13 protein-coding genes are annotated in these 15,344 nt (G+C 63.7%); 3 read left to right on the plus strand and 10 right to left on the minus strand.

The features are described 5' to 3' along the window. Positions 1-10 precede the first annotated feature (10 nt). The gene (locus tag P8R33_RS04505; protein WP_278327778.1) at positions 11-739 is read right to left on the minus strand and encodes a TonB family protein; all 729 of its coding nucleotides are present in this window, start codon (positions 737-739) and stop codon (positions 11-13) included. Between the two features lie 28 nt (positions 740-767). Between P8R33_RS04505 and P8R33_RS04510 the strand changes: the two genes are divergently transcribed. Then, a complete protein-coding gene (locus tag P8R33_RS04510) occupies positions 768-3,629 on the plus strand; it encodes an ATP-binding protein (RefSeq protein ID WP_278327779.1) in 2,862 nt (953 codons plus the stop codon). 94 nt (positions 3,630-3,723) lie between these two features. Here the strand turns inward: P8R33_RS04510 and P8R33_RS04515 are convergent, their stop codons facing one another. The 3 genes from P8R33_RS04515 to P8R33_RS04525 all read right to left on the minus strand — a co-directional run bounded on the left by P8R33_RS04515 (position 3,724) and on the right by P8R33_RS04525 (position 8,736). After that, positions 3,724-6,219 carry a TonB-dependent receptor gene (locus P8R33_RS04515; RefSeq protein ID WP_278327780.1) on the minus strand — a complete coding sequence of 832 codons (2,496 nt, stop codon included), beginning with the start codon at positions 6,217-6,219 and terminating at the stop codon, positions 3,724-3,726. 236 nt (positions 6,220-6,455) lie between these two features. After that, positions 6,456-7,397: an isopenicillin N synthase family dioxygenase gene (locus tag P8R33_RS04520; RefSeq protein ID WP_278327781.1), complete on the minus strand. Its 942-nt coding sequence runs from the start codon at positions 7,395-7,397 to the stop codon at positions 6,456-6,458. 10 nt (positions 7,398-7,407) lie between these two features. Continuing rightward, on the minus strand, positions 7,408-8,736 hold the full coding sequence (locus P8R33_RS04525; protein WP_278327782.1) for a NupC/NupG family nucleoside CNT transporter: 1,329 nt from the start codon (positions 8,734-8,736) through the stop codon (positions 7,408-7,410). Positions 8,737-8,872: 136 nt separating this feature from the next. Here P8R33_RS04525 and P8R33_RS04530 point away from each other — a divergent pair, with 136 nt between their 5' ends. Then, a complete protein-coding gene (locus tag P8R33_RS04530) occupies positions 8,873-9,562 on the plus strand; it encodes a queuosine precursor transporter (protein WP_278327783.1) in 690 nt (229 codons plus the stop codon). A gap of 4 nt (positions 9,563-9,566) precedes the next feature. Here P8R33_RS04530 and P8R33_RS04535 read toward each other — a convergent pair whose 3' ends face one another. Genes P8R33_RS04535 through P8R33_RS04545 form a run of 3 tightly spaced genes read right to left on the minus strand, consistent with a single transcriptional unit; the run spans position 9,567 to position 12,536 of the window. Next, positions 9,567-10,082: a DUF421 domain-containing protein gene (locus tag P8R33_RS04535; RefSeq protein WP_278327784.1), complete on the minus strand. Its 516-nt coding sequence runs from the start codon at positions 10,080-10,082 to the stop codon at positions 9,567-9,569. Between the two features lie 49 nt (positions 10,083-10,131). Then, entirely contained in the window at positions 10,132-11,118 is a 987-nt protein-coding gene (locus tag P8R33_RS04540; RefSeq protein WP_278327785.1) for a radical SAM protein, read from the minus strand. Then, positions 11,118-12,536 carry a dihydrolipoyl dehydrogenase family protein gene (locus tag P8R33_RS04545; protein WP_278327786.1) on the minus strand — a complete coding sequence of 473 codons (1,419 nt, stop codon included), beginning with the start codon at positions 12,534-12,536 and terminating at the stop codon, positions 11,118-11,120. Before P8R33_RS04545 ends, P8R33_RS04540 begins: the two co-directional genes overlap by 1 nt. Positions 12,537-12,625: 89 nt before the next feature. Here P8R33_RS04545 and P8R33_RS04550 point away from each other — a divergent pair, with 89 nt between their 5' ends. Then, positions 12,626-13,642, plus strand: a complete 1,017-nt coding sequence (locus P8R33_RS04550; RefSeq protein WP_278327940.1) for an SDR family oxidoreductase — start codon at positions 12,626-12,628, stop codon at positions 13,640-13,642. Here P8R33_RS04550 and P8R33_RS04555 read toward each other — a convergent pair. From P8R33_RS04555 to P8R33_RS04565, 3 genes are read right to left on the minus strand one after another with little or no spacing between them, the layout of a single operon-like run. Beyond that, a complete protein-coding gene (locus P8R33_RS04555; protein ID WP_278327787.1) occupies positions 13,639-14,361 on the minus strand; it encodes a glycosyltransferase in 723 nt (240 codons plus the stop codon). The genes P8R33_RS04550 and P8R33_RS04555 overlap by 4 nt on opposite strands. Then, on the minus strand, positions 14,358-14,945 hold the full coding sequence (locus P8R33_RS04560; RefSeq protein WP_278327788.1) for a TIGR04282 family arsenosugar biosynthesis glycosyltransferase: 588 nt from the start codon (positions 14,943-14,945) through the stop codon (positions 14,358-14,360). The genes P8R33_RS04555 and P8R33_RS04560 overlap by 4 nt, the downstream gene beginning before the upstream one ends. Then, the gene (locus P8R33_RS04565; RefSeq protein ID WP_278327789.1) at positions 14,938-15,312 is read right to left on the minus strand and encodes a hypothetical protein; all 375 of its coding nucleotides are present in this window, start codon (positions 15,310-15,312) and stop codon (positions 14,938-14,940) included. Before P8R33_RS04565 ends, P8R33_RS04560 begins: the two co-directional genes overlap by 8 nt. Positions 15,313-15,344: the final 32 nt, after the last annotated feature.

Consider the following 15,344-nt stretch of genomic DNA (forward strand, 5'->3'; position numbering starts at 1 on the left):
CGGCGGAAAGTTAATTGAAGAACCGCTGCTGGTAATAGAACGGCGCGGCCACCGGTTCGCCGTCGGCATCGGTCGCCGGGCGGAAACGCAGCTGTTCGACCACCAGGCGGCAGACCGCGGCATCGGTGTCGGGAAACGGACTTGAGCGGTAAACCGAGCAATTCGTCGCCCGGCCGCTCGGCAACACCGTCACCTTCACGATTACCGAGGTGCCGATGCGCGCCTCGCGCCCACCGGGCGGAATGGGGAAATCGCGCGCCGAATTGAGCGCGCCAGAGATGATCTCCGGCTTCGTCACCGCGCCTCCGCCACGACCGGTCCCGCCATTGCCGCTGCCGGTGCCGAGCCCCGACCCTGCGGCGCCGGTGCCGTCGCCTGCGTCGGTCGCGCCGGAGGTGTCCGCAGTGCCGGTCGAGGCTGCACGCGGGGCGGGCCGGTCCTCGCGCAGCGGACGTTTCGGCGTGGGCGCGGTCACCGGTTTCGCCACCGCATCGCGCCCGGGGTCGCCCTGCTCGCCTTCCGGCTCCGGCTGCTGCACCTCCGGCTCTGACTCGGGCGGCGCCGTGACGGTGACAGTAAATGCGGAGACGACGCTTTCCTCCACGGTCGCGACCGCATTCGGCGCCAGACTACGTATGAGCACGTAGAAGATGCCCAAATGAATCAGCACGATGGCGAGGATAACCCAGGGATTGGGCTTTCTTCTGATCCCTGCGTAGCGCGTCGCTTCGTTTGCCATGGGGTTTGGAACGACCCACTCGCCCCCCGTGTTCCGCCGGACGCGGGGGCAGGATCATCGATCGCTGCACGAGGACAGCATGGACCAGACGCTCGCCACTCCCCCGCTATCCGAGGCAGGATCTCCCGGACTTAGGCGCATGGTGGCGATCCATATCGGAGCCGCGCTGGGGTTTTTCGCCTTGGCCTATGTCAGCATCGACTTCGCCCGTAACGAGGGGCGGATCGCAGCAATCTGGCTACCCAATGCGGTTGCCGTCGCAATTCTCCTGCGTTTTCGTTTCGAGCAATTCAGGTCCCTGATTGGCGCGATTTTCGTTGGCAATGTCGCGGCGAACATCGCCTCCGGGGACCCGATTGCGCAAGCCCTCCTACTCGCCAGCGCCAACGGTGCCGAAATAGCAATCGCGGTTTGGTTGACGCGGCGCTGGTGCGCTCGACAGCCGATCATGGACGATATCGACGATCTGCGCCGCTTTGCGATTGCCTCCGGCGTATTCGCCCCGGCCGCCAGCGGGCTGATCGCGGTCCTCGCTTTCGGGGCGCAGCCGGCGACTCTGCTGGCGGTCTACGGCAAGTGGGTGACGTCCGATGCCCTGAGCATGCTGATCCTTGCGCCCAGCATCATGATTGCGATCGATGCCTTGCGGACACGCAGAAAGCTGCGAAGGCGAGAGCTTGCCGAATGGGTCGGCCTGTCCCTCGCGGGGACCGCCCTCACGATCATGGTCTTCGTCCAGACGACCTATCCGCTGCTGTTCCTCGTCCCGCCGGTCGTGGTCATCCATGCCTTCCGGCTCGGCAGCCTCGGGACTGCCTTTTCGACGATCAAGGTGGCGGTGATCGCCTTGGTCTGCACCGAGCTGGGCCATGGTCCGATCAACCTGTTGACCTATCCGGAGACCATCCGTTTCCTGGTCCTCGAGGTTTTCCTTGCTTCCGCCATCCTGCTGGGTCTGCCGGTCTCCGCAGTGCTTGCTACGCGCCAAAGGTTCGCTGCCGAACTCGCTGCGCAGAAAGCCGAGCTTGCCCTGTTGGCCGAGAATGTAACCGACGCCATCCTGCGGGTCGATGGCGAAGGCGTAATTTCCTATGCGTCACCTTCGGTGATGGCAGTCCTGGGTCTTCCGCCAGAAGAGTTTATCGGGAAGCGCGTCAGCGAGCGGGTCCACGCCGAAGCCGCGGACGAGATTGCTGCGGTCGAACACCGGCTCAATTCCGGCGAGGCCGAGAAGGAACGCTTCACCTACCGCCGATATCTCGACGGCGAGGATGGCGAGGCGGTTCACATCGAGGCCGACTGTGCCGTTGCGCGTAATGCCGAAACAGGTGAACAGGAGGGCATCGTGGTTTCCGCCCGCGACGTAACGCACCGCGTGCTGCTCGAGCGCCAGCTCAAGCGTGCACGATCGCATGCGGAGAACGCGGCGCGCGCCAAAGCGCAGTTCCTTGCCAATATGAGCCACGAAATCCGCACACCCATGAACGGCGTGCTGGGTTTCGCCGAGCTGTTGCAGCGCCGCGACCTCGATGAGGAATCGGCCCGCTATGCGGAACTGATCGAACGATCCGGCCGGTCCATGATGATGCTGCTCAACGATATTCTCGATCTGTCGAAAATCGAATCCGGCCAGCTCAAGATAACCAGCGAGCCGGTGGATGTCGTGCAGCTATCGGCGGATTGCGTCGAGTTGCACCGCGCCCAGGCGGAACGCAAAGGCGTGTCTCTCAGCATCGCGCCGGTTGTCGGCATACCACAGTCGGTTTCCAGCGACCCGTTTCGCCTGCGCCAGATAATGCTCAACCTCATCGGCAATGCCGTGAAGTTTACCGAGAGCGGAGGCATCGAGGTGGCAGTCGCTCGGGAGCAGACGCAACTGGCAATCTCGGTCGAGGACAGCGGCATCGGCATCGATGAAAGCCGCCTCGCGATGATTTTCGATCCCTTCGTCCAGGCGGAAGGATCGACCACGCGGCGCTTCGGCGGGACCGGCCTGGGCCTCGGCGTTTCGCGCCAGCTGGCGGAATTGCTTGGCGGGTCGTTGAGCGTGGATTCCATGCCCGGCATCGGATCGCGCTTCACCTTGCGCATTCCGCTCGTCGAGGTGGAAACCGTACCTGCCCGCCAGCAAGGTCATGGTCGCCGAGCGACCGATATTGCCATGCCGTCCAAGGGTCGCATCCTGCTGGCCGAGGATCACGACGTGAACCGCATGCTCGTGACCGCCATGCTCGAGGATCTCGGACAGGAGGTAACCCATGCGCATGACGGCGTGGCCGCGATCGAAGCGGTGACGTCAAATTTCGGTCGGCGGCCTCCGTTCGACCTGGTACTGATGGACATCCAGATGCCCGGCTGCGACGGTTATGCGGCAGCGCGCGCCATTCGTTCTTACGGCATCGAAGCAGAGTGCCTGCCGATCGTTGCGCTGACCGCGAACGCCGATCCCGAAGACGTGCTCGCAGCGCAAATAGCCGGCATGCAGGCCCATTTGGCCAAGCCACTGGTGTTCGAGGATCTCGCCGCCGCGCTCGCCCGCTGGCTTCCCATGCATATCGTGGCGGACAATGAGAACGAGAAGACCCGCATCCGGCGTCCCGATCCGGGCGCCGCGACCCTGCCACCGAAATCCTCAGACATCGACGAACGCTGGAAGCAACGCCGCAGCGAAGCGATCGAAGCGGTCGGAGCTGCGGTTCGCGCGCAAGCGATGGAGGGCGCCGGGATCGAAGACCTGGCACGCGTTGTCCACAAGCTTGCCGGGACGGCGGGCATGTTCGGCGAAGAAGAACTCGGCTCGCGCGCGGCGGCGCTCGAACGGGCGCTTCGCTCGAGCGTAGACGTTGATGTGCGCCTGAAGCTGGCCGAGGAACTGCTCGAAGCGGCCTGAAACTCCGCGAGACACAAAAAGGGCGGCCTTCCTGAAAGAAGACCGCCCCCAGTGTATATCGGCCCGGGATGCGTGCCCCGGTTCCGTTATAGGCTTAGTAGCCGAGGATCAGCGACACGCTGGCTGCACGCGGCGGCGACAGCTGCGCGAAACCGGCGCCGTCCAGATCGCCACCGAAGCCGCCGACGTAGAATTCGTCGAACAGGTTGGTGACGTTGAACTGCAGCGCTGCATCGCGGCCGTTGAAGTATTCGCCGAGGCGGATGCGCGCGTCGAGATCGACCAGCGTGTAACCGCCGACCGACAGATCGTTCACATCGTTCACCCAGCGCTTGCCGGTGTGCTTGACCTGTACGCCGAGTTCGACCGGGCCGAAGGAGCCCTGCGCACGGCCGCCGACCGACCAGAGCGGGGTGCCGCTCTCGTTCTTGCCGGCAGTCGGTGCGAAGATCGGGTTGCCGTCATCGTCCAGGCCGAGCTGCACGTCGTTCTTGATTTCCGATTCGTTGATCGAACCGAACACATAGAGCAGCGTGTTGTTGGTCGGCTGGAACGCGACCGAGCCATCGATACCGTACTTGTCGACCTGGCCGAGGTTACGTGCGATCGATTCGTCGAGGATCGGATCGTAAGCCACGGCACGGCGGTTGCTGTACTTGGTGTACCAGCCGGCGATCTGGGCCTGAACACGGCCGTTCTGATACCGGAAGCCGAGGTCGAAGCTGTCGGTGGTTTCGGAATCCGGCTGGAAATCGTCGGTCTTGTTCGAGAAGAAGAGCGAGTCGTACAGCTCGTCCGTGCCCGGGACCGAGAGGCCCTTGGCATAGTTCCCGAAGATCGACGCATCGCCGAATTCGTACACGGCGCCCACGTTCGGAAGCAGCTTGTCGTACTTGTAAGTGACCGAGATCGGCGGTGCTGCATTCGGATTGGCTGCTTCGTAAGCAGCGGCATCCTGGTTTGCGAAGCAGTCGACGAAGCCCGAAGCACTAGTCGTGTAGCAGAGCTGGTTCAGCTCGCGCTTGAAGAACGGTGCGCGCAGGCCGAGCACGGTCGTCAAATTGCCGAAACGACCGCGATATTCGCCCGACACCTGATGCAGCGTCGCATAGGACTGGCGGTTACGCTTGTTCAGTTCGAAACCGTCTGCCGTGAGGACCGGATCGTTGACCGGGAAGACGTCGACGATTTCACCGTCGATGCGAGCAATCGAGGTCTGACCGGTCTGACGGTGGTTCGCATCGTCATAGGTGTAGCTCAGGCGAACGCGGTGGTCGGCATTGATCTCGTACGCGAGGTTCGAGATGACGCCGAAACGGTGCGTACGGGTCTGGCTCGGGTCGAAACCGCTGATCTCGTCGAGCATGTCGCCGTCGCCGTTGAGGTCACGGCCGAAGTAGTAGCCGCCGCGCAGGAAGCCGGTGTACTGCTGGCCATTGTACTCGCGGGTACCTTCGAGCAGTTCCTCGTTACCGCCGCCGTTAGCCTTCACATACTGGTAGCTCGGATCGATCGTCAGGATCAGGTCCGGGGTCAGGGTGAAGCGCGACGAACCGCGGATGTTGCCGGTGTTAGACGGGTTATAACGACGCTCGAACTCGGCACCGCAACCGTTGACACCGTCGGGATCGACATAGCCATCGACTGCAACCTGCGCCGGCGTTTCGAACACGCCCGGAACGCTGTCCACGGTGCAGGGGTAATTGATGTTGTAGAAGCGGAAGCTCTCGTCGCCCGCTTCAATCGCATCGATGATGTCGGTGACGAAGAACGAACCGAAGAAGTTGTTGCGGTTCTCGTTATAGTGACCGGCAACGGCAACGAAATCGCCATTGCTGCCGATGTCCTGCCAGATACGGCCGTTGTACTGTTGCTTTTCCACTTCGCCGTAATTGTTGAAGGGGTTGGCGTAGGTCGTGTAGCTGGCCGAAGCGAACGCCTTGGTGCCCATGCCGGTGATGTCGCCGGTGTCGATCATCACGAAGCCGCGACCGTAGAGGCGGTCGACACCGATGTTGTCGCCTTCGGGGAAGGTGTCGCCAGCGGTCAGCGTCATGGTCACGCCGAATTCGTCGGCGGGTTCACGCGTACGGATGTTGATCGTGCCGCCGACGGCCGAAGCGGTCGGGCTGTCGACATCGGTAACGCCGAGATTGACGTTGATCGATTCGAGAACTTCCGGGTCGACCTGCTGGTTCGTGTAAAGCGCGTAGTTGCCCGAATCGTTCAACGGCAGCCCGTCCAGCGTCTGCGAAATACGGCTGTCGTTGAAGCCGCGAATGGTGAAGCTACCGCCGGACGAACCCCATGGGTCGTTGTTCTGGAAGCTGACGCCGGGGACGAGGTTGACGATGTCGTTGACCGTCTGGCCGGGGCGCTGGCGACGAATGATTTCTTCGTTCAGCTCCTGCTTCGCCTTGGGCGTATCGGGGACTTCGATGCCACCGACGTCCTGATTGCGGGCGCCGGAAACGACGATCACATCGTCTTCGAATTCGACCGAACCGGTCGACTGTGCGGCCGCCGGTGCGGCGACCATTGCGCTGGCGGTGCTGACTACGGAGGCAGCCAGGAGATACTTGAACTTCATGTCAGGAGACCCCTTAAGTGTCCAAATCAAAACTGTGCTCGAGAGAAGCGGAGCCCGGCTAGTCCGGGTTGATTGCCGCAAAGCGTTGGTTTTGTGACAGAGTCAAGACAGTGGTGGCCGCGCGGTTACGCTGCACTTGCGAACGACAGAAAATGCATGCCTTATCAGAGACTTCGCTGTGTTGCGCAAATGCAACGCCGCGTGAATTTTATTGCCTTGCCGCAGTGCAGCATCGATCAGGCTAGGTTGATCTCGCGCAACCGCTGCATGAGGTAGTCGTGGCTGGATATCGCTTCCGGGTGATCGTCCGGGCGCGCCGGATCAATGCATTGCGGCAGGGTTTCAATCACATAGTCCGGCCGGAAATGCAGGAAGAAAGGCATCGAATAGCGCGCCCGATAGGCCGCTTCTCCACGCGGGTTGACGACCCGGTGAGTCGTCGAGCGTAGCCGGCCGTTGGTCAGCCGGTCGAGCATGTCGCCGATATTCACGACCAGCGCCCCTTCGGGCGGCGCGACGGCTTTCCACTCGCCCTGTGCGGTCAGCAGCTCCAGCCCGGCCTCTTCGGCGCCCAGCAGCAGCGTGATCGTGTTGATATCGCCATGGGCCGCCGCGCGAATCGCGCCTTCCGCTTCCTCGCCCTCCAGCGGCGGATAGCGAAGCAGGCGCATCACCGAATTGCCGTCCTCTACCGTGGCCGCGAAAAAGTCGCGGTCCAGCCCGAGATGCAGGGCAATGCCTTGCAGCACTCGCGCGCCCGCTTCCTCGAAAGCGGTATAAAGCTCGGTGAAGGTATCACGGAAGCCGCCGACTTCGTCGGGCCAGACGTTGTCGGCCATATATTCCGCCAGCGCGTGCCCCTCCGGCAGTTCGCGACCGACGTGCCAGAATTCCTTGAGGTCGTGGACCTCGGCATCCTTGGCCTTTTCCGTGCCGAAGGGCGTATAGCCGCGGGCACCGCCGCCGCCGGGGATGTGGTAGGCGCGCTTCACATCATCGGGCAGCGCGAAGAATTCCTTCGACAGGGCCTCGGCCCGGTCGATCAGCTCCTGCGGGATGCCGTGGTCGCGGATGACGGCAAAGCCGTATTCCTCGAAGCTGCGGCCCAGCTCGTCGGCAATGCTTTCGATCGGCTGTGCCAGGGACACAACCGCGATGTCGGTGTTCGATTCGCTCATGACGCGCTCTCTAATACGGCAGGAAGAGTCCCGCCAGCGCCGCGCTCATCAGATTGGCGAGGCTGCCGGCAGCCAGCGCGCGCAGGCCGAGCTTGGCGATGACCGGCCGCTGGTTGGGGGCAAGCCCGCCGGTGACCGCCATCTGGATCGCGATCGAGCTGAAATTGGCAAAGCCGCACAGCGCGAAGGTCGCAATCGCGCGGCTGCGGTCCGACAGCACGGTCGCATCCATTGCGCCGAGTTCGATGAAGGCGACGAATTCGTTGAGGACGATCTTCGTGCCGAACAGTCCGCCCGCTGCCCCCGCCTGCTCCCAGGGGATGCCGATCAGGAACATCACCGGCGCAAAGATGAAGCCGAGCAACTGCTGGAAACTGACATCCGGATAGCCGAACCAACCGCCGATCCCGCCGAGAATGCCGTTGGCCAGCGCGACCAGCGCGACGAAGACCATGACCATCGCGCCCACCGCCACGGCGAGCTTCACGCCGGTCTGCGTGCCTTGCGCGGCGGCTTCGATCACATTGGCGGGCTTGTGCCCTTCCTCGAACGTCTCGGCGACTTCGACTTCGTGCGGCTTGCCGCTCTCGGTCAGGGCAGCCGGCCCTTCGGCGCTGATACGCGTGGTCGGCAGCTGGACCTCGGCCAGTTCCGCGGCATTGCGGGCGAGATCGCTCTCGTCGTCCGGCATGATGATCTTCGCCATCAGGATGCCGCCCGGTGCCGACATGAAGGCGGCTGCCAGCAGGAACGGCACAGCCTCCGCGCCGATAAAGCTGGCATAGGCGGCGAGGATCGTGCCAGCGACCCCGGCCATGCCGACTGCCATCAGCGTGAACAGGCGGCTGGGTGTAAGCGCGGCAAGATAGGGCCGCACCACCAGTGGGCTTTCCGACTGGCCGACGAAGATGTTCGCTGCGCTGCCCAGCGCCTCGACCTTGCTGATCCCGGTGATCCAGCCGATCGCGCCGCCCACCCAGCGCACCAGCCGCTGCATGATGCCCCAGTGGTAGAGGATGGAGACCAGCGCGGCGAAGAAGATTATCACCGGCAGCGCCGCAATCACGAAGGTGTTGGCGAAGGGGTTCCCCTCCATCGGACCGAAGATCGCGGTGATTCCTGCCTTGGAATAGTCGAGCAGCGCGATCACGCCGTTGGACATCGCCTGGATCGCCTCGACGCCCCAGGGCGTGCGCAACACCAGCAGCGCCATGAGCGCCTGCAAGGCAAAGGCCGCGCCGACGACGCGCAGCTTGATCCGGCGCTTGCCGGTCGACAGGAGGAAAGCGATCGCCAGGATCGCGAGGATACCGGCGATATTGATCAGGATGGGCTGCACTGCGGACCCCTCTCGCGATGCGACGAATTGCGGATGAAATCGGCCGCTACCTTGCGCGGCGGGTCCGCTTAGTCAATTTTCGCATTCCAAGCCAGCATTCGCTGTCACCCGATTTTCAAGGATGATTTTCCCCCGCATGACCGACCAGCCTGCCCATCAGGAACGCGTAGCCGCCGCCTCGATCCCGCTCGGCCTGTTCGTCTATCTCGTGCTTTACGGCGGGCTGACGGTGATCGCCGGCGTCCTCGCCTTCAAGCAGGTGCAGCTGTGGCCGACCCAGCTGGCAGTGGAATCGGGCATCTTCGCCTTCCTCGGGCTGGTCGTGATCTCCAGCACGATCGCCCAGCTTTATGGCGAGAAACTCGCGCGCAAGCTGGTGTGGTGGGGCTTCCTGCCGCTGGCGGTGTCCGCGCTACTGATTTTCCTCGTCCTGTCGCTACCCGCTTCCCCCGACATGGTCGACTATCGCGGCGCGGACCTCGATGCGTTCAACACCGTGCTGGCGCAGACGCCGCGGATCATGGCGGCCGGGCCTGCCGCCTATATCGTCTCGCTGCTGCTCAATGTCTGGATCTTCTCGCGCCTGCGCGGTTCGGGCGAGGATAATACGATCGGGCTGATGGTCCGCGGCGCGATCGCCAGTGCGCTCAGCCAGGCGATCGATTCGGTCATCTTCGTGACGCTCGCCTTCTATGGCGAGTTCGACATCACGCCGCTGCTGATCGGGCAGGTAATCGCCAAGGTAACCCTCAGCATCGTGCTAGTGCCGTTCCTGATTACCGGCGGCGTCGCGTTGGCCCGCCGACTGGACAAGCGCAGCTTCTAGACCGTCAGGGGCGATCGATCCCGTCGACAAGGTCGTCGTCGAGATGGTCGCCATGCAGCACGGATATGTCGCCGGTCGTCTCCAGTACGACTGCTCTCACTTGTCCCATATCCAGCACATTGGCTTCGCGCAGCTTGGCGATGATATCATCCTTAGCGACGCGCGATATCTCGAGCGCATTATCGATGAACTTGCCCTCCCACATCAGGAAGATCGGCCCGTTCTGGATCGCCTGCTCGAAGCTCTCCGACTGCTGGCGCAACTTCGCGATGACGAACTGCAGCCCGAAGAGCGCCGCCAGAGCGGCCAATGTCTGGATGAAGGCCGGCCACTCGCTCGCTTGAACAGCGCCCGCGAGGAGCGAACCCGAAGCGACTGTTACGACGAAATCGAAGTTCGTCATCTTCGACAGCGATCGCAAGCCGATCATTCGGATCACCAGCGTGACCCAGGCGATGCCGATCAACGAGAGAACTACGGCGCGGGCGGCTATATCGAGCCAGGTTTCTTCGAAGAACATGCTTCCCTAATGCGCGGACTTAGGGTTTCGCTCCGAAAACCGATAAAGATCAGGCCGAACAGCTCGCTCCGCCCAATACGCAGAAACGCGCGCAGTGGGGGTGGTTGAGCGGGACGTCGCGACTTGCCTCCTCCAGCGTCGCACCGAGATCGAAGCCAGGATCATGCGGTATAAGCGTGCAGGCGACCACGCGAGGCGCAGCTTCGCCCTTGCGATGCACGACCATGCGGCTCGTGGCGCACATGATGTCGGCGGGCGATTTGCCGAGGATGTCCCAACAAGCCGTTGTGATTTCGGCGATGTCCTTGTCCGCGTCCATTTCCGGGAACAGGACCAGCCGCGCAGGGTCGCGCGCGTCGATCGCGATGTTCTCGGCGTCGAACAGGACGGCATAGGCGTTGCGCGCCTCGACTGCGCCTTCGCCGGGCAGCAGGCGACCGGCGACGGCGATCGAGAATTCGTTCTCCGACAGCCAGCGCAGGCCGTCCATGGCAAGTTCCCATGTCCGCGCGCCGCGCTCGGCCTCGTGCACCTGCCGGCTGTAATGATCGAGACTGACGCGCAGCGTGAGCTTCGACCCGAAACGCTCGCGCAGCTCGAGCAGCGCCGCTTCGTACCGCCGCATCGGCTTCATCGCATTGGTCAGCACCAGCGCCTCGAAGCCGCGTGCCAACGTCTCCTCCAGCATTGGGAGCATGTCCGGGTTCATGAACGGCTCGCCGCCGGTGAACCCGATTTCCCGCGCGCCCATCGTCTGTGCCTCGTCGAGAAAACGCGAGGTATGGTCCGCGCTCAGATAGACCAGCGCATCGTTGGTCGGGCTGCTCTCGATATAGCAGGTCGCGCAGGCGAGATTGCACAGCGTCCCGGTATTGAGCCACAGCGTGTCGAGTTCGCTCAGCGCGACACTGGCGCGCTCCTCGCCCTTGGCAGTCAGTTGCGGATCGCTGAATTTCTCGCGCGGCAGCGGCGCGGCCTCGACGGCAAAAGGCGACGGCCCGCCCGGCGCGGCGCGGCTCTTGCTGCGCGAGGCCATCAGGCGAAAGTACGCCGCATCTTGGCAACGAAACCGGCGTATTTCTTCGGCAGGCTGCCGAACACGGTCGGCTCCCATGCGCTGAAGGCCGCCGCCTTCGAAATCTCGCTACGGGTCGGATAGCTGATGATCGCACTGCCGAGCGCGAAAGTGCTGCTCTTGCCGCTGATCGTCTGGGTGAACGGCAGCAGCAATTCGCCCGCATTCTTGCCGACGATGCTGACGCCGAGCACCTTCTTGCCCTTGAGCACCATCTTCATGTGCCCCTTGGTGTAGCCTTCCGCGATGGCGCGCTCGTTCTCCGAAAACTGTTGCTTCACGACGGTCACCGCATCGCCATGCTTGTCGCGTGCCTCCGTCTCGGTCAGGCCGATCTGCGCGACTTCGGGTTCGGTATAGGTGCACCACGGCAGCGCGCTGAAATCGACCTTGGTCGGCAAGCCGGTGACGATTTCCAGCGCCACGTTCGAGCCCTCGTAACCCGAAACATGCGTCAGCCGCGGCCCTTCGCGGCAATCGCCGATGGCGTAGATGCCCTTCACCGAAGTGCGGCGGCGCTCGTCGGTCTTGAAACCGTTTTTGCCGGTTGCGATGCCGATCTCCTCGGCACCGAAGCCGGAAACGCGCGCCGTGCGACCGACGGCGACCAGTAGATGGGTGCCGGTGACCGTTTCGCAGCTGTCGGTATGGACCGTCACGCTGCCCTCGCCGCCTTCTACCTTCGCGGCCGAGCCTTTCACGAAGCGCACGCCCTCCGCTGTCATGACGTCGACCACGACGGCCACCGACTCCGGATCGTCGCGGCCCATCGGCTCGCCCGGTTCGATCACCGTGACCTCGCTGCCGAGCCGGCGGAAACTCTGCGCCATTTCCATGCCGATCACGCCGCCGCCAATGATGATCAGATGACCGGGCTGTTCGATCAGGTCGAACAGGTTTTCGTTCGTCAGATAAGGTACGGTGTCGATGCCCTCGATCGGCGGCACGAAAGGGGCCGAGCCGGTCGCGATGACGATGCGCGGGGCTCTCAGTGTCCGCCCGCCGACCTCGACCGTCTGCTTACCGGTGATCCGCGCGGTGTCGATAAATACTTCGCAACCCATGTCCTCGAAGGTTTCCTTCGAATCGTGATGCTCGATCCCGGCGATAGCGTCGTGGATGTGCTTGTGAACGCCGGACCACTCCACCTGCGGAGCAGCCAGCGTCACCCCGAACCGCTTTTGCTCGCGCGCTTCGGCCGCACGTTTGGCGGCAGAGATCAGCGCCTTGGAGGGAACGCAGCCATTATTGAGACACTCGCCGCCCATCTTGTGGCTTTCGATCAGCGCCACATCGAGGCCGAACAGCGCGCAGCCACCGGCAGCGGTGAGGCCCGCGGCACCGCCGCCGATCACGATAACGTCATGGGTGAATTTCATCGCTTGTCCCGTAACCCAATACGCCTAGGAAGCGAACTCTTTCGCATCTCCCGGCAGTCCATGGGAAGGCATTCGTCATCGCAAGCATTCTGGTTACAGGCGCCGCCGGACTATTGGGCGGAGAGGTCTGCGCGCGGCTGATAGATGCCGGGCATCGTGTCACGGCGCTGGTCCATCGCACGCCCGATGTGCGGGCGAATGACGGGACGGCAGTAGCAGCGCGGACGCTGACGGGCGATGTGTCGCAGTCGCGCTTCGGGTGGGACGACACGCTGTTCGGGAAGGTGGCTGAGGCGCACGACCTCGTAATCCATTGCGCCGCGATGGTGCGCTTCGATCTCGATGAGGCGGACTACCGCGCCGTGAATGTCGACGGCGTCGCGCACATGCTGGAACTTGCCGAGGCGGGGGATATGGCCGTGCTCCACGTGTCCACCGCCTATGTCTGCGGCGCGCGCGACGGCATGATCCGTGAGGACGATCCCCTGCCCGACGGTGACTTCGCCAATGGCTACGAGGCGAGCAAGGCGGCGGGTGAGCGACTGGTGCGCGCCAGCAATCTGCGCTGGGCGATTGCGCGTCCGTCGATCGTGGTCGGCGAGCATGACAGCGGAGCGATCCGCCAGTTCGACACGACCTATGCCGCCTTCAAGCTGATCGCCGAGGGCCGGGTTAAGCACATGCCTGCGAAGCCGGGGGCCACGCTGGATTTCGTGCCCATCGATCATCTGGCGAAGGGCATCGTGACCATCGCCGCGAGTCTCGCCGCGACGTCTGGCGCGAGCAGCGGCGGGACCTTCCATCTCGTGTCGGGACAACCGCTGCCGGTGGGCGGCTTTACCGGCGCGATTGGCGCCTACTCGCAATTCCATGAACCCGCGCTGGTCGCGCCCGAAAAATTCGACCCAGCGACCCTCCCGGCGATCGAGCGACGGCTCTTCAACTGGATTGCCGGCCTCTATGCCAGCTACTTCCAGCGCGACCCGCATTTCGATGACAGCGCCTTTCGCCAGCTTGGCGGCGAGGCCTGTCCGGCGACCGGCAAACCCTACATCCATCGCCTCATCGAGTACTGCATCGAGGCGGGCTTCCTGCCGAAGGCCTAGCGCACGTCCGGGTAGTGCTTTTCCATCCGGTGGCGCAGGCCGAAGGCCCAGAGCATGCCGACCTTGAAGTAGATCCAGTTCGCCTTGAGCGGACCCCAGGCCGCAATCCTGCGATCCGATGTCTCGATCCAGCGCGGCACCAGTTTGATCCGCCCGAGCCGCGCGAATTTCACGCAGAGGTCGGCCTCCTCCATCACCGCATCGCCCGGCGTGCAGCCGCCGATGCGTTGAAAATCCGCGCGCCGGAAGAACATCGCGTGATCGCCGAACAGCAGGCGTACGCCGCACACAAACAGGTGTGGCCGTGTGATGAGCGGCGCATACCAGGTCTTGATCCAGTTATGCGCGGTGGTAACCCAGCGGGTCTTGTGCGGTCCCTTGATAAGCGGCGTGAAGCTGGCGAGCGCGATGCGCTTGTCGGCCAGCGTGTCCTCGATCACCGCGACCATGTCGACAGGCGGCAGCGTGTCGGCATGAAGGACGCAGACGGTGTCGCCGAACGCTTCGGCGATACCGAGATTGATCTGCCTCGCGCGGCCTCGTTCGCCGACGATCACCCGCCACCCGGCAGTTTGCGCGAGTTCGACCGTTGCATCGCTGCTGCCGCCGTCCACCAGCACGATCTCGGCAGGCCGGGGGTCGAGTCTGGCAAGCCGCTCGACCAGTGCGGGAAGCGCCGCCTCCTCGTCCAGCACCGGAACGACAATGCTGGTGCTCACTGGAGTTCCGGCCAGCTGGCAAGGTCTTCGGGCGTGTCGATATCCGAAAGTTCGGGCAGCACCGCCGGCCCCAGCCCGCGAGCCGCGAGGCGCGCCAGCGATTCAGCAAAGACGGACGGCGTGCTCCATTCCATGTCCGCAAACAGCCACGGTAGCTTCTCGCGAAAGCCGATCAGGTAATACCCGCCATCGGTCGCCGGGCCGATGACAACCGAACGATCGTCCAGCGCGCCCGCAGCGGCGCGGATCAGAGGCACGGTCATGCCGGGACAATCGCTCCCGATGACGAGCGCAGGGCCTTCCACCCGCGCCATGCGATCGCCGAGATCGCCGGGGCCTTGCTCGACGACTTCGACATCCTCGCCGTAAAGTTCGCGGAATGCCGCGCATTCGCCGCCAGTCACTCGCAACTGGAACGGCAGGCCACTGGCCTTCGCCTCCTCCACCGTGCGATTGAGCAAGCGGGCATAGAGCCGTGCTGCGCCTTCCTCGCCGAGCGCCGGAATCAGCCGCGTCTTCGCCTTGCCGGGCACCGGCAGGCGAGCGAAGACGACGAGTTTGGGCGAATGGGCCTGATCAGCCACCGGAGGCTGCGTCTCGGGCCAGGATACGCGCAAGATCGGCGCCGAAGCCCTTCACGATCGCTTCGCGCATTTCGGTGTCCATCACCTCGAAAAAGAGTAGGTCCCGCTGCGCCCCGGAGGCATCCGTTACCAGCACATCGATCTGCGTTGGCGATGCAACAGACACCGCGACGCTCGTTAGCGGATCGCCACCCGCTTCCGCAAACCCTTCCATCAGTGCAGCGCACAGCTCGGCCTCGCCCATGACTGCCCGTTCGGCGTTATAAACCGTGCAGGTCGCGCGTTGCTCCGCCACGTCGTAAACCCCTTCGCTGCCCGCGCAGCCGGTGGTCGCAAGGAGCAAGGCGAGCGGAATTGTCGTATTCATGAGCGCATTGTCGCCGCTCGGACCCGGACTTG

This window comes from Qipengyuania flavescens (assembly GCF_029688735.1).
GTDB lineage: Bacteria > Pseudomonadota > Alphaproteobacteria > Sphingomonadales > Sphingomonadaceae > Qipengyuania.

Excerpts from the sequence above, each read along its gene's own strand:
- P8R33_RS04535 (WP_278327784.1), bottom strand. The coding sequence starts at position 10,082 with ATGTTCTTCGAAGAAACCTGGCTCGATATAGCCGCCCGCGCCGTAGTT.
- P8R33_RS04540 (WP_278327785.1), bottom strand. The coding sequence starts at position 11,118 with ATGGCCTCGCGCAGCAAGAGCCGCGCCGCGCCGGGCGGGCCGTCGCCT.
- P8R33_RS04545 (WP_278327786.1), bottom strand. The coding sequence starts at position 12,536 with ATGAAATTCACCCATGACGTTATCGTGATCGGCGGCGGTGCCGCGGGC.
- P8R33_RS04520 (WP_278327781.1), bottom strand. The coding sequence starts at position 7,397 with ATGAGCGAATCGAACACCGACATCGCGGTTGTGTCCCTGGCACAGCCG.
- P8R33_RS04565 (WP_278327789.1), bottom strand. The coding sequence starts at position 15,312 with ATGAATACGACAATTCCGCTCGCCTTGCTCCTTGCGACCACCGGCTGC.
- P8R33_RS04505 (WP_278327778.1), bottom strand. The coding sequence starts at position 739 with ATGGCAAACGAAGCGACGCGCTACGCAGGGATCAGAAGAAAGCCCAAT.
- P8R33_RS04515 (WP_278327780.1), bottom strand. The coding sequence starts at position 6,219 with ATGAAGTTCAAGTATCTCCTGGCTGCCTCCGTAGTCAGCACCGCCAGC.
- P8R33_RS04530 (WP_278327783.1), top strand. The coding sequence starts at position 8,873 with ATGACCGACCAGCCTGCCCATCAGGAACGCGTAGCCGCCGCCTCGATC.